Source organism: Geobacillus sp. 47C-IIb (assembly GCF_014679705.1).
Classification (GTDB): domain Bacteria; phylum Bacillota; class Bacilli; order Bacillales; family Anoxybacillaceae; genus Geobacillus; species Geobacillus thermodenitrificans.
This window is the reverse complement of record NZ_CP061473.1, coordinates 545,001-564,521: the sequence shown is the minus strand read 5'-3', so window position 1 is coordinate 564,521 and position 19,521 is coordinate 545,001. Positions and strand designations below refer to the sequence as shown.

Below are 19,521 nucleotides of genomic sequence, written 5' to 3'. Positions count from 1 at the left end.
CCTCATACGGTGAAGTACACTTTTTCTACTACACTAATATAATCAATTCTCGGCTGATAGCCAAGTGGGATATAATGCCCATATTGCTCGATCTCCCGCTTCGGAATCGACTTTCGCCCGCCGGCTTCTTGTTCATTCCAGCGGGCAATTAAGTGGGAGGCGTCAAGCAAATACGTTTCATTGAGCAGGGAAAAACGCAAAATCGCAAAGCAAATGCCGCCGTGGGCCATGACTTGCGCCATATGGCGGATTTGGTGAGCGTGGAAATTTTTCAGCGGAAACGACGTTTTGTTTCTCGTCTCCTTTGCCTCAAAGTCGATGTATTTGCCGCGGTAGACGCCGTTGTAGTCGGTCGTCGACGCCTGCCGGAAATAGGCCTCTTTGATGACGGCGGCGCTCCGTTTCGGATAATCGACGCGGACGATTTGCACCGGAGTCGGCTTTTTATGGATGACGGCGATGCCGCGCTCCCGGTAATATTCATTCGTCGCATTTAAGTCTTCTTCGAGCGTCATGCCACGGTTGGCGTAATCAGCCGCCATCGGCTGGCGCGCTGCGTTTAGTCTGTTTCCGCGATACTCTTTTCCGCCCGGGTATTTGAATGCCATGGCGTTCATCTCCTTTGAATGGTTTTTATTATACCATACGTTCAAGCAATGTGCGCTCTTTTTCTTTAATGGGGCGACCTTGCCGTCCTTGTCGAATGGCGGCCGCTTCTCACTTTCTTTGCCGAATACGTTCTACTTTTGTCGCCGTAGCAGGGAGTTGTTCTTCCCGTCGCGAATGGAATATCATCATGCCAGAAATGGGGGAGAAGGAATGGAAAAACGGCTCGTCAAAAAAGAAGAAATTGAAAAACAGCTCCAGGAAATTGTCGCGCTCATTGAGCAGGTGGATGCCAAAATGGAACAAGTCATTGCTGATGTCATTGAAGAACAGTATGCGCAAAATAAGGAGCAGCTCGGGCATCTCGAAGGGAGAATCGCCGGTGTAGAACGGCGGCTTGACGGGGGAAAAGGGGGAACCGAGCTGCGGCTTTCATCAAAATTGTATTTGGTGTAGCTGGTTGATATGATATGATGAAACATATACCAACAGTTCGCAGACGTTCCGGATCGGCATTTGCACTGGACATTCTTCAAACTGAGTTCATCAATATACGCAAGGAGGGCCGCCATGGGGGAAGAGCTGAAAGCGCTGACGGAACAGCTTCACGAGTACAATGAACAGCTGTTGGCGATTGCCCGGCGTGCTCGCGAACGGAATCAAGAGCCAGATTTTTTTGCCGAAGTTAAACCATTTGCGGAGGAAGTGCAGGCAGCCGCCGAACGATGGAAAGAGGCCGCTTCCCGTTGGATTCGCCAGACGCAGCCGAAATATGTTCACGAGCGACAAATTGAAGCAACGGTTGATCATATGACAAAACTGAGCGTTGAGGCATTTTATCCATCCGTTCCCAACCGCCGCATCAAGCAATACAGCCAGGCGGTTGCCTATACGCTCGACCTTGTCAAGGATCGGCTTGGCGAAACAAGCTAGGCTGAAAAAGAGCGATGTTTTCATCTCGAAATGGAAAAGCTGCCCCCTTTGCCGAGGGAGACAGCTTTTTTCTTATGTGTCTTTTCCTGTTGTGATCGAAACAGGGCCGCTCTCTGCGGTAGCGACGGTGTTGATCTCATATTCGACCCGTTCGGTATGCTTTGGCGGTGCTGGTTCACCATGTTTCGGTTTTTCGTGATCATGGCCTTTTCGTTTATGATTGAAATGCACGCCTCGTCCCATTGCACAACACCCCCTTTATATTACGATGGGGCGTTTGAGTGAGAAATATGCAAAAAAAAAAGAAGGGAAAAGCTCCCCTAAGGTCTAAAGTCCTGCGAATTCTCCTGTTTCATTCGGTTGATAGGCTCCAGCTTTTTCTAAATCACGCACTAAGTCGCGATACTCGGCGAGCGAAATCTCCCCGCGCAAATAAAGGCGGCGGGCAAAATCGAGCAGTTCGTTCGCCTCAGCTGGTTCGCAATGTTTGACCACCATGAACTTATGTTTCAATTCAGCAATACCCATTGATGCTTTTCCCCCTTCCCCTTTTTTACATCGTACCATGAAAGTAGGGGAAAAAATTGATTTCCGAAAATTAAAACTTCCGACAAGAGATGACATGTCCGCGCGCACGCCGCTCAGTATTGGCACATATACTAGTGGCAGCCTGAAGGAAAAATCGACGATCAAAAAATGGGGGAGAACGAACATGTACCGTTATCCGCGCCCGGTTCCGCCGCCACCCATTCATGGGCCATATAGTCTAAATGGTCATGGGCCTTATCTCAACCATTGGTCTTCACACATTTCATCACCGCCTGCCCATTGGCCTCACGCTGCACCATTCCATGCTGCGATGCCTTCGTACCCGATGCCATATCCGAAGCCGGAGCCGTTGCTGCCGCCACCGCGCCCGTCTTTTCTCGCCCAGTTTAAAAACAACGACGGGACGTACGATATTAACAAAATGATGAATACGATGGGGCAGATGATCAATACAGTCAATCAAGTGAACGGCTTGTTAAAAGGGCTGCTCAGCACGTTTAAAAAATGAGAAAGCCGCTCCCCCGTTCGGTAGGGGAAGCGGCTTTCGCACCGTTAAATCAGCAGCTCGTATACTTCATTCAGCTGATAGACGCGCTCATAATCGCGCTCATCCATCGCATAGCGGATCTCATGAGGCAAAATGCGGTCCAAAAAGGCGCTCTCTTCTTGCGTCAAGTCACGGACAAACTCTCCTTCCCCCTGATACGGTTTGCTGATTAGCTTTTTGTAGATGCGCTTTGGCGTATCATCGTGACCATCCAAGTAGTTAGACAAAATTTCCCGCAAATAGGCGAGCGTTTGTTCCATTACGGTTTGCCCCCTTCAAAAAAAGAAGCAAACGTCCGGCTGACGTTCGTTTTGCCTTTTGCATATGGATTTTCATCTGTGATGCGCTCCGGATCGAGGTTCGTTTTAATCACCAACATCGGCTCATCAGACGGCTCATTGATCAGCCGGTCGTTCAGCTGTTTAAAGTCAGGCAGTTTCGTCATTCGTTTTGCACCTCCTACCAAGTAGCGTAGCTTACCAACAGCGAAAGTATGTATGTCTCGTTTATGCGGTGGAAAAACGCGCAAGCTAATGGCAAACAGCAAGGGGGTGAGCAGACAGTGACGAACCGGAACGACAATCGAAAACGGAAAAACAAATACCCAAACAATCGCGAAGAAATCGGGAAAGAATGGGACATCCAAAAAGATCCGACACCGGAAAACAACAACCGATACGGAAGCCCGTCGCATAAACAATAGAAGACGAATGCAAAAAAGCCGCTCCCGATATCGGGAACGGCTTTTTTACGGCGCGCCTGGGCCGACAAAGGGCGCGTTTTTGAATTTTGACAGCAAGGCCGTTTGTACGATGTTTTTTGACCGTTCTCTCACTTATTTTCTCAGCCAAACGCGTTGTCTCAACGATGTTCATTCACTCAATGTCAATGTATTTCCGCTTTTGCGGCAGTCGGATGATGAGCGTGCCGTTTTGGAACGACGCTTTCACTTCATGTTCGGCAACCGGATACGGAAACGGGATCACCCTCGTCACGCGCCGCCGCGCTTGCTGTCGCTCGTATACATGACCGTTGGCGTCGGCTGATTCGATCATTTCCTGATGATCGATGATAAGCTGCAGCCCGTCTTCGTGCCATTGTAGGCTGATTTGCTCCCGTTTGATGTCGGGCAGCCGGACGATGAGTTGGTAATCGTGTTTCGTTTCTTTCACTTCGATCGGGATATATGCTTCAGCAAATGTTTGCGCGAAGTAGTCGTCAAGTGTTTCAAATAATTTTTGCAGCGGCCGTTCATCAAACCATTGATTTACCATTTTCCGTAAATGGTGGAATGGGTGATCTCCTCCCCTGCCGGCTGGCGGCTGAAACGGTTCATTCATCGCGCTCCCCTCTCTTTCGTTTTTTGAAGTAGCGGATCCAGCGTGCTTGGATGTCTCTGCTCGACCATATTCCCCTAACCGTTGTCAACCATTGATCAGCAATGCGATTCACTTTCAATGTATGTATGAAAAACGAAAAAGTCACTCTGTGTTTTTTAGCGATTTTTCATGTAGATTTCATTTACACCGGATATAATGGCATCACTGTCGATAAGGGAGGAGGCAGTGCCATGCATTGGATTCATTGGCTTGTAACGTTGTTTTTCTCTGGAACTGCCGTATCGCTTCTTTCTTATCAAGCGTTTGAAATCGTTCAAGCTATTGTCGATTGGTTTGTTGACCGCCACTCGTAGCGGGAATATCCATGCAGGCAGCGGTTAGAGCGTGTACACGGCCCAGCTCAGCGAAAGGTACGTGAAGACGGGCGGCTGTTTTAGAATCCACCCGAAGCGGGGCGGCCAAAACAGCCGCCTGTTTCATTTCGAAGGCCGGTCGCCGCCGCCGGTTCGCTTTTGTAGTAAAATTGAATTAAGTCCGGAGCGGGAAAAGAAAATAGACGCAGGAGATGAGGAATGGCCGATGAATGGACGGATTTTATTGGTCGAAGATGAAGCAGGGTTGGCTCGCTTTTTGGAACTTGACTTGATGCATGAAGGATTCGATGTGCATGTATGCGGAGATGGGCGCGAAGGGCTTGAGCTCGCTCTCTCTGAACCGTGGGATCTCATTTTACTTGATGTTATGCTGCCAAGCTTAAACGGCATGGAAGTCTGCCGGCGCATTCGGGCGGCGAAATCGACGCCAATCATCATGATCACGGCGCGCGACAGCGTATTTGATCGCGTCATGGGGTTGGATAACGGAGCAGATGACTATATTGTCAAGCCGTTTGCGATTGAAGAACTTCTCGCCCGCATCCGCGCTTTGTTTCGCCGCGTTCATCCTGAATCGGGCGGACAAGTGTTGACGTTTAAAGACTTAGTCGTCGATATGCAGGCGCGTACGGTCAAAAAAGGGAATGCGTTTATCGAATTGACGAAACGTGAGTATGATTTGCTCGTCGCCTTTATGCAAAATATCAATGTTGTGTTGACGCGTGATTTGCTACTTGAGAAAGTATGGGGATTTGACACTGAGGTGGAGACGAATGTTGTGGACGTCTATGTCCGCTATTTACGGCAAAAGCTTGACGAACACAATAAAGAGCGGTACATCCAAACGGTGCGCGGCGCGGGATATGTGATGCGGCCATGAAACGACTTCGCCTCCACCGTCTGTCGTTGAAAGGGAAGCTGACCGTTTTATCCGCCGGCGCGATTTTTATTACGTATTTTATTTTCACATTTTTGCAATACCATATTGTGAGGCAATGGCTGCTCAACGAAGAAGAAAAAACGATGGAACAAACTGTGATAGAAATTGAAACTTATTACGCTGAAAAACGTAATGTATCATGGGAAGATATTCGCCGCAGCCGTTCGTTTCTCGAAAAACTGAATGAGCGCTATCAGCTCATTCGTGTCACCGACCGTGACGGAAACGTTATCGTCTCTGTTTCCAACGGTGCGACAGTATCGCTGTCAACAGGCGGCGTGCCTGACAAGCTGAAAATGGATGAACACTTCATCAACAATGAGCGGTTTTTGTTGCTTCGCCAACCGCTTCATATCGGGGACTTGTCTGGGACGATTGAAGTCGCCCGCCGATTGACGAAATTCGAACAAGTGACGAACACGCTATTTGTCATTATGACAGTGCTTGGTTTTGCGGCCATGGCAGCGAGCGCGCTCGCCGGACGGCTTGTGGCACAAAGCTTTATCCGGCCGTTGAAAACGTTGGCAAAAACGATGGCCGACATTAAAAACAACGGGTTAAAGCAGCGCATCGATGTGCCTTCGGCGCGTGACGAGGTCACCGAGCTCATGATGATGTTCAACAGCATGATGGACGAAATTGAACGTTCATTTGCCCTGCAGAAGCAGTTCGTCGAGGATGCGTCCCATGAATTGCGGACACCGCTAGCCATTTTGCAAGGCCATCTTTCCTTGTTGCAGCGGTGGGGCAAGCACAATCCAGAGATTTTGGAAGAATCGCTTGAGGCGGCGGTGAAAGAGGCAGAACGGCTGAAGCGCCTTGTTCTTGAGCTGCTTGATCTATCGCGTACCGAGGAGATGGAAGTGCCAAAAGAGCTCACGCCTATTGATGCTGCCGCAGCCATCGGGCAAATTGTGAAAAATTTCCGTATTTTGCACCCGGATTTTCAATTCATTGTTGATCAACCGGAAAAACCGTTGGCGCGCGTAGCGATCGCAAAACATCATTTTGAACAATTGCTGTTCATTTTGCTTGACAATGCGGTAAAATATTCTCAACAGGTCAAAAAAATCGCTCTTTCGTTGCGCGAGGAAGGATCGTTTGTTACGGTGGCCATCCGCGACTATGGTATCGGCATTCCACGCGAAGAGCTGGAAAACGTCTTTTTACGTTTTTATCGCGTCGATAAGGCGCGCAGCCGCGAACAAGGCGGCGCCGGGCTCGGTCTTTCGATCGCCAAGGAAATGATCGATAAATACGGCGGGCAAATTACGATGGAAAGCGAAGCCGGTCAAGGAACAACGGTTGAGCTCGCCATTCCGAAAGCAGAATAGGAGAGGAGTTGAGACAATGGGGCATTTTCATGAAGAAGAGGCGGTGGGCAAAAAAGCGATTCATCATGTCGTGGAGAAGTTCCGCAAGCGCGGAGTGAAAATCGCGACATGCAAACCGCGAACAATGATGTCACTGTCGTGCTTAGACGAGGTCGATAAAATGAGAGGATAGACTAGGGAGAGGGCAATGGGGAAGAAACAACAAATTGTTCCGGCTATGAAAACGATGAAGCAGTTTGATGCCTTTTTGGCGAGCGGCTATGAAATCGGGGTGCTGCTCGAAGTACATATTGCCCAACTAAAAAGCATCTTCGATTATGCGCGTCGGCATGGCAAGCGGCTTATCATTCACGCCGATTTAGTGCAAGGGCTGAGCCATGATGAACATGCGGCGGAATACCTTTGCCAAGAGTTTCGCCCGCATGGCCTCATTTCGACGAAGGCGAGCGTCATTATGAAGGCGCGGCAAAAACGCGTCCTAGCCGTGCAACGCATCTTTTTACTTGATTCGCACGCTTTGGAGAAAAGCTACCAGCTGATCGCGAAAACCAATCCCGACTATATTGAAGTCATCCCGGGCGCGATGCCGCACATTATCCGCGAGGTAAAGGAGCGAACCGGGAAACCGATTTACGCCGGCGGACTCATCCGCACTCCAGACGATGTCAAGCGGGCGCTAGAAGCTGGCGCAACGGCGGTGACGACGTCAAACGAAGCGCTATGGCGCCACTACGATCGGGATGGCGATGAGTAGGCGGAGATCGTTGAAGCATCGAGCTAGCCAAACGGGCGGCAATCTGCTATAATAAAATCAACAAGTTAATCATCAGTCAGGAGACATGGAGAGACCATGCATACATGGTAGGCAGAACGCTTATCGTGTTTGTCATGGTCTCTTTTTGTCTTTTTTGCACAGGAGGGACTAATCGATGGCTTTTTCAAGCAGACAGCGGAGTGAGTTGTTTAAAGCTATGAGTGAAAAAACGTATGATGTGCTTGTCATCGGCGGGGGGATCACTGGTGGCGGTATCGCCCTTGATGCGGTTTCACGCGGCATGCAAACGGCGCTTGTTGAAATGCAAGATTTTGCGGCTGGGACGTCGAGCCGCTCGACGAAGCTCGTTCACGGAGGTTTGCGCTATTTAAAACAGTTCGAAGTGAAAATGGTCGCTGAAGTTGGGCGTGAACGAGCAGTCGTTTACGAAAACGGCCCGCACGTCACGACACCGGAGTGGATGTTGCTGCCGATTTATCGCGATGGGACGTTTGGCAAGTGGAGCACCTCTGTCGGCTTATGGCTGTATGACCGGCTAGCCGGCGTGAAGAAGAGCGAGCGGCGGACGATGCTTAATGCTAAGCAGACGTTAGAAAAAGAACCGCTGTTAAAGAGCGACGGGCTCCTCGGCGGTGGTTACTATGTCGAATACCGGACTGACGACGCTCGTTTGACGATCGAAGTGATCAAAAAGGCGGTCGAGCTTGGCGCCGACGCCGTCAACTATACGAAAGCAGAACAGTTTTTATATGACGACCGTGGTCGCATCATCGGCGCCCGCTGCCGTGACATGCTAAGCGGGCAGACGTATGACATCCGTGCGAAAACAGTCGTCAATGCCGCCGGGCCATGGGTCGATACATTGCGTGACAAAGACGGCTCGAAAACGAATAAGCGGCTCCAGTTAACAAAAGGTGTCCATCTTGTCATTGATCAAAAGCGGTTTCCGCTCAAACAGGCAATTTATTTTGATACGCCGGACGGCCGCATGGTATTTGCCATTCCTCGTGATGGAAAAACGTATGTCGGCACGACTGATACGTTTTATGACAGCGACCCTGCCCATCCGACGATGACGGAAGAAGACCGCGATTACTTATTGAAAGCAATCCGGTATATGTTCCCATCGGTTGGCATCACGGCTGATGATGTCGAATCAAGTTGGGCCGGCGTCCGCCCGCTCATTTATGAAGAAGGGAAAGATCCGTCGGAAATTTCCCGCAAAGATGAAATTTGGACATCGCCGTCGGGGCTCATTACGATCGCGGGCGGCAAGCTGACTGGCTACCGAAAAATGGCGGAAACGGTCGTCGATCTTGTCGCCAAGCAGCTTGAGAAAAAGGAACAAAAAACGTTCCGGCCATGTCAAACGAAACAGTTGCCGATCTCCGGCGGCGATGTCGGCGGCTCACGCGAGTTGCCGGCATTCATCGCCAAAAAAGCGGAAGAGGCGGTACGTTATGGATGGACGAAAGAAGAAGGGGCACGACTGGCAAAACAATACGGTACGAACGTTGATCGGTTGTTTGCTTTAAGCAGGCAATACGATCGCTCATCTGGCTTAACGCGAGAAACGTTCGTCCGCCTCGTTTACGCGATTGAAGAAGAAATGGCTGTCAAACCCGTCGACTATTTCATCCGCCGCACCGGTTCGCTGTTGTTTGACATTGATTCTGTCCGCCGGGAAAAAGAAGCAGTCATTGCGTTTATGGCCAGCTATTTACATTGGACAGAGGAGCAGACAGCAGTGTATACGAAGGAGCTGGAGCAAGCTCTCTGCCAAGCGGTGTTAGCAGTGGGGGGATGACCGGAGGATCGTAAACAAATAGAAGAATTTTAGTGGGGACAGATGCTCGATAAAGAGGATCCATAGCACCTATCAGGCTCGAATACGGGTACTTTTTTGCTAGATTTTCACGTAAAGTTTACGTAAAATAAAGAAAAGATGAAAGCGGGGGAAGAGGATGGCGATTACCTACAATCCGCAAACGAAGCAGTTTCATTTGCGAGCGGACAAAACAAGCTATATCATGCGCCTTTTCCACTCCGGCTATTTGGCGCACGTGTATTGGGGGAAAGCGGTGCGGGATTGCCAGGCTGCGCGGGGATTTCCACGGCTAAACCGTGCCTTTTCCGCCAACCCCGTCCCATCCGATCGCACGTTTTCGCTCGATACGCTGCCGCAAGAGTACCCGGCCTACGGTAACAGCGATTTTCGCGCTCCGGCGTATCAAGTACAGCTTGAGAATGGTTCGACGGTGACCGATTTGCGCTATAAGACGCATCATATTTACAAGGGGAAGCCTAGACTTAACGGACTGCCGGCGACATATGTTGAACACGAACACGAGGCAGAAACATTGGAAATTGTCCTTGAAGATGGACTCATTGGCCTCCGAGTGACGTTGCAGTATACCGTTTACGAAAAGTGGAATGTCATCACGCGGGCGGTCCGTTTTGAAAACAACGGCAATGAGCGATTAAAACTGTTGCGGGCGTTGAGCATGAGCATTGATTTTCCGGATGCCGATTACGACTGGATTCATCTTCCGGGGGCATGGGCGCGCGAGCGTTGGGTGGAGCGGTGTCCGCTTCTCACCGGGGTGCAAGCGGCTGAAAGCCGCCGCGGTGCGAGCAGCCACCAGCAAAACCCGTTCATTGCCCTCGTGCGAAAAAACACTGATGAGCACCAAGGTGAGGTGTACGGGTTTAGCCTTGTGTACAGCGGTCATTTCCTTGCTCAAATCGAAGTCGATCAGTTTCAAACGGCCCGCGTCTCTATGGGGATCAACCCGTTTGATTTTACGTGGCTATTGGAACCGGGCGAATCGTTCCAAACACCGGAAGTCGTTATGGTCTACTCTGATCAAGGGTTAAATGGGATGTCGCAGACGTACCATGAACTATATCGCACCCGCCTAGCTCGCGGCACGTTCCGCGACCGCGTCCGCCCGATTTTAATCAACAATTGGGAAGCGACGTACTTTCATTTTAACGAAGAGAAACTTGTCAACATTGCGAAAACGGCCGCGGAACTGGGCATCGAGCTGTTTGTGCTCGATGATGGTTGGTTCGGTGAGCGCGATGATGACCGTCGTTCCCTCGGTGATTGGGTGGTCAATCGGCGCAAACTCCCGCACGGTTTAGACGGACTAGCGAAACAAGTCAACGAGCTTGGGCTGCAGTTCGGCTTATGGATTGAGCCGGAAATGGTGTCACCCAACAGTGAGCTGTACCGCAAACATCCGGACTGGGTCCTCCATGTGCCGAACCGTCCGCGCTCTGAAGGGCGGAATCAACTTGTGCTCGATTACTCCCGCCAAGACGTATGTGATTATATCATTGAAACCATCTCGAATGTGCTTGCGAGCGCTCCGATTGCGTACGTAAAGTGGGACATGAATCGGCATATGACGGAAATCGGCTCGGCTGCCTTGCCGCCTGAGCGCCAACGCGAAACGGCGCATCGCTATATACTGGGGCTATATCGCGTTATGGACGAGATTACTTCGCGCTTTCCGTACATTTTGTTTGAAAGCTGTTCGGGAGGGGGAGGACGGTTTGACCCGGGGATTCTTTACTATATGCCACAAACGTGGACGAGCGACAATACGGATGCCATCTCACGTCTGAAAATTCAATACGGCACGAGCCTCGTTTACCCGATCAGTGCCATGGGGGCGCACGTCTCGGCTGTACCGAACCACCAGGTCAAGCGGATGACGCCGCTCAAGACGCGCGGCCATGTCGCGATGTCGGGCAACTTCGGCTATGAGCTTGATATTACGAAGTTGACGGAAAAAGAAAAGGAAACCATTAAAGAACAGGTGGCATTTTACAAAGACGTGCGTCATCTTGTCCAGTTCGGCACGTTTTATCGGCTGTTAAGCCCGTTTGCGGGCAACGAAGCCGCATGGATGTTCGTCTCTGCCGACCGCTCGGAGGCGCTTGTCGCCTACTTCCGTGTTTTGGCCGAAGCGAACGCCCCGCTGTCATACTTGCGCCTTAAGGGGCTTGACCCGAATCAAGACTATGAAGTTGAGGGGCTGGGTGTTTACGGGGGCGACGAGCTGATGTATGCCGGAGTAGCCTTGCCGTACCGTTTGGGTGATTTCATTAACATGATGTGGCGATTGAAAGCTGTTCAACGATGAAGAGATGTTCTCGCTGGAGCCTATGCACCAACCTAAACGAATCGAACCCGTTGTCGTTTAGACATCGGGTTCAAATTGTTTGAGCTTCTCGATGATGCGGCGCTTTCGATAAAGCATCTTCCCAGTTTCAGCGATGTCTTCCATAAACGATTTGTTAAACAGCGAACCGAAGATGACGCCGATGATTGGCACAGCTTGGAACAGCTTTTTCCATCCGTATTGGTCGCGGAACGTCATCATCACTTCCCGCCAGCCTTGCAGCTCGGAAAAGACATGCTCACGCTGACTGGAAAATGAAGAAATTTCGTCTAAAATCGCTTTTTTTCCGACGATGTCCGCCGCGGCAAACTGCAAGCATTTGACAACAAACACGCGCTCTTGTTTTTCGTTTGGGTCGTATCCGTATACGATGGCGATCTCTTGCAGTGTTTTCAACGCGAGCCCAAGCAAAGAAGGGATGTCTACCGCCAGCGTCAACGCCCCGCCAACCCCAGTCGCTGCTCCTTGCAGCTGTGCGAACGTCACGCGCGCCGCGATCAACTCATCGCACACGCGATCCATGGTCTCAAGCGGCAAATACGGCACTTCCTCGAGCGACGTGACACCAAGACGTTCCAATATGTTCTCTTTCTTCACTAAGTATTTCCCGCCGTTTTGAATATAGCTTCCTAATTCGTCGAGCAATTGCCCGAGCTTTCGATGAACAATTTTTGGCGTCAGCTTGTCGAGCACTTGAAACGGCAAGCGGCCGAGCTTTTCCCAAAACCAAAGGTCTTTTTGGGAACGTTCCCAAGCAGTGATGGCGTCAAGTTCTTGTTTCAGCGTTTGTCGAGCTTCCATTCCGTTCCGCCTCCTTTAATAAATAAGGTGAATCAATACTCGAATGTTTATACGTATAAAAAAAGATCGTGTTTCACAATTGATTTTAAATAAAATATTTACTAAAATATTTACAAAAAAGAGAATAACTCAATTTGATTTTTAAGGAGGCCCTTCCATGATCTCCACGTTAAAACAGCAATTTACCAAGCTTTTCGGCGGGCTAGAAGAAGACATCCGCATGTTTTTCGCCCCTGGCCGCGTCAATTTGATTGGCGAGCATACTGATTATAACGGCGGGCACGTGTTGCCGTGTGCGCTTACGATTGGCACATATGCGCTTGTGCGACAAACGAAAGTGCCGCTCGTGCGGCTGTATTCAAAAAACTTCCCAGAAACTGGCGTCATTACTGTGCCGTATGATGATTTGTCATATCGGAGAGAGCATAGCTGGGCGAACTACCCGAAAGGGATCATCGCTGCCTTTCAAGCGCTCGGCCCGCTAGGGACCGGATTAGACATTTTGTATTACGGCACGATTCCAAACGGCGCGGGATTGTCGTCATCGGCGTCGATTGAGCTTGTGACGGCCGTCGCCTTAAACAACTTGTTTGAGCGGCAGCTCGATCAGTTGGAGCTTGTGAAAATGAGCCAGAACGTAGAAAACAAATACGTTGGCGTCAATTGTGGCATTATGGACCAGTTTGCCGTCGGCATGGGGAAACAAAACTCGGCGATCTTATTGAACTGCCAAACGCTTGAGTATCGCTATTTGCCGCTTGCGCTCGACGACTATTTCATTGTTATTGCGAACACGAACAAAAAACGGGGCTTGGCGGATTCAGCGTACAATGAGCGGCGGACGACGTGCGAAACGGCACTCGCGAAACTGCAAACGGTGCGGAACATCGCCTCGCTTGGTGAACTGACGAGCGCAGAGCTGACTCAATATGCTCATCTTCTTTCCCCGCTTGAGCAAAAGCGGGCCCGCCATGCGGTGACGGAAAACGAGCGTACGCTCGAGGCGGCCACAGCGCTTGAGCAAGGAGATCTCGTTCGTTTTGGCGAGCTGATGAAGCAGTCGCATATGTCACTGCGTGACGACTATGAAGTGACGGGCATTGAGCTCGATACGCTCGTTGAAGCGGCGTGGGCGCACGAAGGAACGATTGGGGCGCGCATGACCGGCGCCGGGTTTGGTGGCTGCACGGTGAACGTGGTGAAAAAAGCATCTATTCAAGATTTCGTTAAACAAGTTGGAAGGACATATGCCGAAAAAATCGGCTATGAAGCGAGCTTTTATGTCGTTGACGTTGGCAATGGGGCGCGTGAACTGATAGAAATGGAGGAGATGTGCCGATGATTTTGATTTGTGGCGGGGCAGGGTATATCGGCAGTCATGCGGTGTACCGTCTGCTCGAAAAAGGGGAAGAGGTCATTGTTGTTGATAACTTGCAGACCGGGCACAGAGAAGCGGTGCATCCGGATGCGCGGTTTTGCCAAGGGGATATTCGCGACCGCGACTTTTTGCGCACGGTGTTTCAGCAGTATGATATTGAGGCGGTGATCCATTTTGCGGCCAACTCATTGGTTGGTGAAAGCATGGAAGAGCCGCTGAAATATTACGACAACAATGTGTACGGCACACAAGTGTTGCTTGAAGTGATGAAGGAATTTGATGTTAGACAAATTGTTTTTTCTTCAACCGCAGCGGTGTATGGGGAACCGAAACAAATCCCGATCGTCGAAACTGATCCGACAGAGCCAACGAACGCATATGGAGAAACGAAGCTGGCGATGGAAAAAATGATGAAATGGGCAGATCGCGCCTACGGTATCCGCTCGATTTCGCTCCGCTATTTCAATGTCGCTGGGGCGTATGGCACGACGATCGGCGAAGATCACAATCCGGAGACGCATCTGATTCCGTTGATTTTAAAAGTGCCGCTCGGCCAGCGCGAGGAAATTTTCATTTTCGGCGATGACTATGATACGCCGGACGGTACGTGCATTCGTGATTACATTCATGTGCTCGATCTTGTTGATGCCCACGTTTTGGCGCTTAACAAACTGCGAAACGGGGCGGATAGTGATGTATACAATTTAGGCAACGGCAACGGGTTTAGCGTTAAAGAAGTGATTGAAGCGGCGCGGCAAGTGACCGGGCATCCGATTCCGGCTCGTGTCATGGCACGGCGGCCAGGCGACCCGGCGAAACTCGTCGCCTCGTCCGACAAAGCGAAGCGCGAACTCGGCTGGGAGCCAAACTACCCGTTCATTACAGATATCGTCGCTTCGGCATGGGAATGGCATCAAGCACGGCCAAACGGTTATCGGGGTGTATGACAATGGAAACGATCTTTGCGGCGATTGAACAACTGATTCATTATGCTCAACATCGTGGTCTGTTAGCGCCGGAAGATGTGGTGTACGCGCGCAACCGCCTGCTTGCGACACTGAAGCTCACGGAATGGCAGCCCGCCGAGGCCAAAGACATTCCTTTGGCCTCTCCCGATCGGGTGTTGAACGCCATCATCGATTGGGCGTATGAACAAGGATTGTTGGAAACGAATACGATGACCGAGCGTGATATATGGGATGCGAAACTGATGGACTGCGTCATGCCGCGGCCGTCGGAAGTGATCCGCGCCTTTTACGAGCGATACCGCCGCGACCCGCAGGAGGCGACGGACTGGTTTTATTCGTTGAGCCAAGCGTCCAATTACATTCAAACGGCGCGCATCGCCAACAATCAGCACTGGAAAGTGTCAACCATCTATGGAGAATTGGATATCACCATTAACTTGGCGAAACCGGAAAAAGACCCGAAAGAAATCGCCAAACGAAAAGAGATGCCATCATCGTCGTATCCGAAATGTGTGTTGTGCAAAGAAAATGAAGGGTATGAAGGAACGTGGGGCCATCCTGCCCGCTCCAACCATCGCGTCATCCCTATCACTTTATTAGGCGAGCAGTGGTATTTTCAATATTCCCCTTACGTGTATTACAATGAACATTGTATCGTCTTTCATGCCGAGCATGTGCCGATGAAAATGGATCGGAAAACGCTTGAACGGTTGCTTGATTTCGTAGAACAGTTTCCACATTATTTTATCGGCTCGAATGCTGACTTGCCAATTGTCGGCGGTTCGATTTTAACACATGACCATTTTCAAGGCGGACGCTATACGTTTGCGATGGAAAATGCGGAGATCGAGGAATACATTTCCATTCCTTCGTTTCCGTCATTGACGGCAGGTATTGTCCGTTGGCCGATGTCAGTTATCCGCTTAACAGGAGCGAAAGAGGAAGTGTTGGAAGCAGCGGTACGCCTGTATGACACGTGGCGGGCGTACAGCGATCCTGATGTTGACATCATCTCCTACAGTGGTGATGTTCCGCACAACACGATCACCCCGATCGCCCGGCGTCGTGGTCATTTGTTTGAACTTGACATCGTGTTGCGCAACAATCGGACGTCCACGGAACATCCGTACGGCATTTTTCATCCGCATGAAGAACTACATCATATCAAAAAAGAAAATATCGGCTTGATTGAAGTCATGGGATTGGCGGTGTTGCCGGGTCGACTTGCCTTGGAGCTCGAGACGTTGGCTGATTATCTTGTGCACCGGACGAAAAAAGAAGACTGGGATGAAACCATGCTTAAACATTGGGACTGGTATGAATCCATTCTCTCAGCTAATCCGTATACTACGAAAGACAACGTTTACGAGTTGTTGCGCAATGAAGTTGGGCAGCGGTTTGTCACCGTGTTAGAGCATGCTGGGGTGTTTAAACGGGACAAGCGAGGGAAGGATGCGTTCCGACGCTTTCTCAGCTATGCAATTGCAAACATGTCGTCCTTTGTATAAATGCGGCGAAAAAACTCGTTTCATATGAAACATAAGGAAGGGATCGCGAACAGACTATGGCTACGCTAAAAGAAATTGCTGAAAAAGTCGGTGTCTCAGTCGCGACAGTGTCGCGCGTGCTCAATTATGATACAACACTATCCGTCTCGGATGAGACGAGAAAGCGCATTTTTGAAGTTGCTCAAGAGCTGAACTACAAAACACTAAGGGAACGAAGCCAGCAGGCGCGCGAATCGTTTCGCCTCGGGCTGATTCATTGGTATTCCGAACGTCAGGAAATCGATGACCCGTATTATATGGCGATCCGTCTTGGAGTGGAAAAAGAATGTTTTGAACGTGGCATCCAACTTGTCAAATTGTTCAAACAGAACGGCGCTTATCCGATTGAACGGATGAAGGAACTTGATGGTATCATCGCTGTCGGGAAATTCGGACCGAAAGAAGTGAGCGACTTTGCTCGAGGAGCGAAGCAAATCGTGTTCGTCGACTGTTCACCTGATGAACGTCAGTTTGACTCGGTCGTCATCGACTTGCGCCAAGCGACGATCACGGTGTTGGATTACTTGCTTCAGCTTGGGCACACGAAAATCGGGTATATCGGCGGCCGCGAATATGTCGATGGGGAGACGCCGATCCGCGATGAGCGCGAAACAGCCTTTTACGAATACTTATACGTCAAAGAGATGTACGACTCGCGTGATGTATGGATTGGCGCCTTTACTGCTGAAGATGGCTATCGGCTGATGAAAGAAGCGATTGCCAAAGGTGATTTGCCGACGGCGTTTTTTATCGCCAGCGATTCGATGGCAATCGGCGCTTTACGCGCGTTGCATGAGGCGGGGATTGCTGTTCCTCAGGACGTAGCCATCGTCGGGTTCAATGATCTTCCGACTGCGGCATTTCTCCATCCCCCGCTTTCGACAGTGAAAGTGTATACTGAGTTTATGGGGGAAACAGCTGTTGAGCTACTCATCGAACGGTTGACGACAAAACGGACGATTTGCAAGAAAGTCATCGTGCCGACCGAACTCGTCGTCCGTGCTAGCAGCGAGATCGATAAAAAGGGGAGCGGTCAATAAGCCGCTCCCTTTTCATTAATGAAATTCGATGTCGACGCGCTTTTTCGTTCCTGCCGCTGTTTTTGGGATGTGAATATCGAGCACACCGTTTTTGTATGTCGCGCGAATGTTTTCCGTCGCCGCATCAGCTGGCAGCGTGATCGAGCGTTGGAAGCGGCCGAAAAAGCGTTCGCGCCGGTGCATTTGTTCTTCTTTGACATCATGATGGCGCTGAATGGTGCCGCTGATCGTCAACATATTGTTGTTTACATCAATATGCACATCTTCTTTTCGCTCAAGCCCTGGCAAATCGCATGAAACGACGTACTCGTTGGCTGTTTCATGCATGTCCATGCGCGGCATCCAGTGATGTTCGTCCGTATGGGCAAACAGCGACGGAAAATCACTTGTAAAAAAGCGGTTCATATCGCGACGGATCGATTCTAAATGGCGGAACGGATCATACGGAATTAACGCCATAGCTGCTTTCCTCCTTGACATGAAATGTTTTTCCGTTCAGTAGTGTGAGTCGGATTCTCCTGATTTATGTATGATTCGCTTGCAATTGTTCCATTGCCGTCAAATATGCTTGAATAAGTGCGATTTTCATGTCATTCGGCAAGTCAGCGGAGGACACTCGCTTCATGGCATAGTAAAACTTCACTTCGGGTGTCTGCCGTACGCGCGGATGCGTCCACTCATCGCGCAGCTCTTGAATGATCATTTCATATAGAAGAGACTTGCTTTCCTGTTCATTGAGCGATTCCGACGTCAGCGACCGGTTCGGCCAAAGACGGCGATAGGCATCAAGCAATGCAGAAAACGGTTGATCCATCGTTATATTCTGCCTCCCTATGACGGTTACTTGTTGTCAGCTATTGATGATCTTCCGAAATTCTCTCCTTATTATAGCATACGGCGATCGAGAGGATACTCGCGAGTCAATCTTATGTAAAGAGTGGCGATTGTGGTTTATGAACGAATTTCATGTTCTGTCTATACGGAAAGATAAAAGCTGCAAAGTACCCACCTTTATCTTCATACAGGGAGGGCGATTTACCAGCTGAAGATTTCTGTATGCAGCTTTGGCTGTCCATTCTGGATACGAAACGGGTTATTGCTTTATCAAAAAAGTAGTTGACATAAAGTCATAACATATATAAAATAAAAAACAGTGTCTAGGCTAATAACCGAGGTGCACTGATGAAATGATCGTAAAGCAAAACGATCACAAAAAACTATTGACAAATAATAAATGGTGAGTATAATGAGTAATTGCCGCGACAGAACAGGTGCGGTGATGAAAAGAGAAAAATAAAAAGATAGTTGACATTTTGAAAGAATGATTTATAATAATAAATGTCGCAATGAGGTTAAATTCCTTATCCTTGTTCCTTGAAAACTGAACGAAACGAAGCGCAAGCCAATCAACTTTCTTTTGGAGAGTTTGATCCTGGCTCAGGACGAACGCTGGCGGCGTGCCTAATACATGCAAGTCGAGCGGACCGGACGAGAGCTTGCTCTTGTTTGGTCAGCGGCGGACGGGTGAGTAACACGTGGGCAACCTGCCCGCAAGACCGGGATAACTCCGGGAAACCGGAGCTAATACCGGATAACACCAAAGACCGCATGGTCTTTGGTTGAAAGGCGGCTTCGGCTGTCACTTGCGGATGGGCCCGCGGCGCATTAGCTAGTTGGTGAGGTAACGGCTCACCAAGGCGACGATGCGTAGCCGGCCTGAGAGGGTGACCGGCCACACTGGGACTGAGACACGGCCCAGACTCCTACGGGAGGCAGCAGTAGGGAATCTTCCGCAATGGACGAAAGTCTGACGGAGCGACGCCGCGTGAGCGAAGAAGGCCTTCGGGTCGTAAAGCTCTGTTGTGAGGGACGAAGGAGCGCCGTTTGAATAAGGCGGCGCGGTGACGGTACCTCACGAGAAAGCCCCGGCTAACTACGTGCCAGCAGCCGCGGTAATACGTAGGGGGCGAGCGTTGTCCGGAATTATTGGGCGTAAAGCGCGCGCAGGCGGTCCTTTAAGTCTGATGTGAAAGCCCACGGCTCAACCGTGGAGGGTCATTGGAAACTGGGGGACTTGAGTGCAGGAGAGGAGAGCGGAATTCCACGTGTAGCGGTGAAATGCGTAGAGATGTGGAGGAACACCAGTGGCGAAGGCGGCTCTCTGGCCTGTAACTGACGCTGAGGCGCGAAAGCGTG

At 50.3% G+C, this 19,521-nt stretch carries 24 protein-coding genes and 1 rRNA gene (1 of these 25 cut by a window edge); 16 read left to right on the top strand and 9 right to left on the bottom strand.

The features are described from left to right. Nucleotides 1-2: 2 nt before the first annotated feature. Nucleotides 3-608 (bottom strand): Holliday junction resolvase RecU, encoded by a 606-nt coding sequence (gene recU, locus IC804_RS02775; RefSeq protein WP_081157162.1) that lies wholly within the window; start codon nt 606-608, stop codon nt 3-5. On the opposite strand from recU, the gene IC804_RS18450 reads away from it, so the two are divergent. Continuing rightward, nucleotides 607-1,062: a hypothetical protein gene (locus IC804_RS18450; protein WP_223812884.1), complete on the top strand. Its 456-nt coding sequence runs from the start codon at nt 607-609 to the stop codon at nt 1,060-1,062. The two genes, recU and IC804_RS18450, sit on opposite strands and share 2 nt — an antisense overlap. A gap of 114 nt (nt 1,063-1,176) precedes the next feature. Continuing rightward, nucleotides 1,177-1,539 (top strand): YppE family protein, encoded by a 363-nt coding sequence (locus IC804_RS02765; protein ID WP_008879573.1) that lies wholly within the window; start codon nt 1,177-1,179, stop codon nt 1,537-1,539. Between the two features lie 72 nt (nt 1,540-1,611). Here IC804_RS02765 and IC804_RS02760 read toward each other — a convergent pair whose 3' ends face one another. Next, nucleotides 1,612-1,782 carry a hypothetical protein gene (locus IC804_RS02760; protein ID WP_008879572.1) on the bottom strand — a complete coding sequence of 57 codons (171 nt, stop codon included), beginning with the start codon at nt 1,780-1,782 and terminating at the stop codon, nt 1,612-1,614. Nucleotides 1,783-1,866: 84 nt separating this feature from the next. Then, complete coding sequence (locus IC804_RS02755; RefSeq protein ID WP_008879571.1) at nt 1,867-2,067, bottom strand: YppF family protein; 201 nt, start codon at nt 2,065-2,067, stop codon at nt 1,867-1,869. A 184-nt stretch (nt 2,068-2,251) separates the two neighbouring features. Here IC804_RS02755 and IC804_RS02750 point away from each other — a divergent pair, with 184 nt between their 5' ends. Beyond that, nucleotides 2,252-2,596 carry a YppG family protein gene (locus IC804_RS02750; protein WP_008879570.1) on the top strand — a complete coding sequence of 115 codons (345 nt, stop codon included), beginning with the start codon at nt 2,252-2,254 and terminating at the stop codon, nt 2,594-2,596. Nucleotides 2,597-2,640: 44 nt separating this feature from the next. Here IC804_RS02750 and IC804_RS02745 read toward each other — a convergent pair whose 3' ends face one another. Together IC804_RS02745 and IC804_RS02740 are read right to left on the bottom strand one after the other, a co-directional pair. Further along, nucleotides 2,641-2,895 (bottom strand): sigma-G-dependent sporulation-specific acid-soluble spore protein CsgA, encoded by a 255-nt coding sequence (locus tag IC804_RS02745; RefSeq protein WP_008879569.1) that lies wholly within the window; start codon nt 2,893-2,895, stop codon nt 2,641-2,643. After that, on the bottom strand, nt 2,895-3,080 hold the full coding sequence (locus tag IC804_RS02740; RefSeq protein ID WP_008879568.1) for a hypothetical protein: 186 nt from the start codon (nt 3,078-3,080) through the stop codon (nt 2,895-2,897). The genes IC804_RS02745 and IC804_RS02740 overlap by 1 nt, the downstream gene beginning before the upstream one ends. 63 nt (nt 3,081-3,143) lie before the next feature. Here IC804_RS02740 and IC804_RS02735 point away from each other — a divergent pair, with 63 nt between their 5' ends. Then, complete coding sequence (locus tag IC804_RS02735) at nt 3,144-3,338, top strand: hypothetical protein (RefSeq protein ID WP_190300704.1); 195 nt, start codon at nt 3,144-3,146, stop codon at nt 3,336-3,338. Between the two features lie 172 nt (nt 3,339-3,510). Here the strand turns inward: IC804_RS02735 and IC804_RS02730 are convergent, their stop codons facing one another. After that, complete coding sequence (locus IC804_RS02730; RefSeq protein WP_008879566.1) at nt 3,511-3,975, bottom strand: Hsp20/alpha crystallin family protein; 465 nt, start codon at nt 3,973-3,975, stop codon at nt 3,511-3,513. A 230-nt stretch (nt 3,976-4,205) separates the two neighbouring features. Here IC804_RS02730 and IC804_RS18800 point away from each other — a divergent pair, with 230 nt between their 5' ends. The 7 genes from IC804_RS18800 (at nt 4,206) to IC804_RS02700 (ending at nt 11,552) form a co-directional block, all read left to right on the top strand. Next, the gene (locus IC804_RS18800) at nt 4,206-4,328 is read left to right on the top strand and encodes a hypothetical protein (RefSeq protein ID WP_008879565.1); all 123 of its coding nucleotides are present in this window, start codon (nt 4,206-4,208) and stop codon (nt 4,326-4,328) included. A 226-nt stretch (nt 4,329-4,554) separates the two neighbouring features. Continuing rightward, a complete protein-coding gene (locus IC804_RS02725; RefSeq protein ID WP_008879564.1) occupies nt 4,555-5,229 on the top strand; it encodes a response regulator transcription factor in 675 nt (224 codons plus the stop codon). After that, nucleotides 5,226-6,623: a HAMP domain-containing sensor histidine kinase gene (locus IC804_RS02720; RefSeq protein WP_029760956.1), complete on the top strand. Its 1,398-nt coding sequence runs from the start codon at nt 5,226-5,228 to the stop codon at nt 6,621-6,623. The genes IC804_RS02725 and IC804_RS02720 overlap by 4 nt, the downstream gene beginning before the upstream one ends. Before the next feature lie 16 nt (nt 6,624-6,639). After that, entirely contained in the window at nt 6,640-6,795 is a 156-nt protein-coding gene (locus tag IC804_RS02715; protein WP_008879562.1) for a hypothetical protein, read from the top strand. Nucleotides 6,796-6,810: 15 nt separating this feature from the next. Continuing rightward, entirely contained in the window at nt 6,811-7,377 is a 567-nt protein-coding gene (locus IC804_RS02710) for a glycerol-3-phosphate responsive antiterminator (RefSeq protein WP_008879561.1), read from the top strand. A 175-nt stretch (nt 7,378-7,552) separates the two neighbouring features. Next, nucleotides 7,553-9,205 (top strand): glycerol-3-phosphate dehydrogenase/oxidase, encoded by a 1,653-nt coding sequence (locus IC804_RS02705; protein ID WP_008879560.1) that lies wholly within the window; start codon nt 7,553-7,555, stop codon nt 9,203-9,205. Nucleotides 9,206-9,362: 157 nt separating this feature from the next. Continuing rightward, entirely contained in the window at nt 9,363-11,552 is a 2,190-nt protein-coding gene (locus tag IC804_RS02700; protein WP_081157161.1) for an alpha-galactosidase, read from the top strand. Nucleotides 11,553-11,609: 57 nt separating this feature from the next. Here the strand turns inward: IC804_RS02700 and IC804_RS02695 are convergent, their stop codons facing one another. After that, nucleotides 11,610-12,392, bottom strand: coding sequence for an EcsC family protein (locus IC804_RS02695; protein ID WP_029760954.1), 783 nt, complete (start codon nt 12,390-12,392; stop codon nt 11,610-11,612). 157 nt (nt 12,393-12,549) lie between these two features. On the opposite strand from IC804_RS02695, the gene IC804_RS02690 reads away from it, so the two are divergent. From IC804_RS02690 to IC804_RS02675, 4 genes are read left to right on the top strand one after another with little or no spacing between them, the layout of a single operon-like run. Next, nucleotides 12,550-13,734, top strand: a complete 1,185-nt coding sequence (locus tag IC804_RS02690) for a galactokinase (protein WP_008879557.1) — start codon at nt 12,550-12,552, stop codon at nt 13,732-13,734. Then, the gene (gene galE / locus IC804_RS02685; RefSeq protein WP_008879556.1) at nt 13,731-14,717 is read left to right on the top strand and encodes a UDP-glucose 4-epimerase GalE; all 987 of its coding nucleotides are present in this window, start codon (nt 13,731-13,733) and stop codon (nt 14,715-14,717) included. The genes IC804_RS02690 and galE overlap by 4 nt, the downstream gene beginning before the upstream one ends. Before the next feature lie 2 nt (nt 14,718-14,719). Further along, a complete protein-coding gene (gene galT / locus IC804_RS02680) occupies nt 14,720-16,246 on the top strand; it encodes a UDP-glucose--hexose-1-phosphate uridylyltransferase (protein WP_081157160.1) in 1,527 nt (508 codons plus the stop codon). A gap of 56 nt (nt 16,247-16,302) precedes the next feature. Next, nucleotides 16,303-17,325 (top strand): LacI family DNA-binding transcriptional regulator, encoded by a 1,023-nt coding sequence (locus IC804_RS02675; protein ID WP_081157159.1) that lies wholly within the window; start codon nt 16,303-16,305, stop codon nt 17,323-17,325. Nucleotides 17,326-17,340: 15 nt separating this feature from the next. Here the strand turns inward: IC804_RS02675 and IC804_RS02670 are convergent, their stop codons facing one another. After that, nucleotides 17,341-17,784, bottom strand: coding sequence for an Hsp20/alpha crystallin family protein (locus IC804_RS02670; protein WP_008879553.1), 444 nt, complete (start codon nt 17,782-17,784; stop codon nt 17,341-17,343). Between the two features lie 64 nt (nt 17,785-17,848). After that, nucleotides 17,849-18,139 carry a hypothetical protein gene (locus IC804_RS02665; protein ID WP_008879552.1) on the bottom strand — a complete coding sequence of 97 codons (291 nt, stop codon included), beginning with the start codon at nt 18,137-18,139 and terminating at the stop codon, nt 17,849-17,851. Between the two features lie 600 nt (nt 18,140-18,739). On the opposite strand from IC804_RS02665, the gene IC804_RS02660 reads away from it, so the two are divergent. After that, nucleotides 18,740-19,521, top strand: a 16S ribosomal RNA gene (locus tag IC804_RS02660) (it continues 775 nt past the right edge of the window).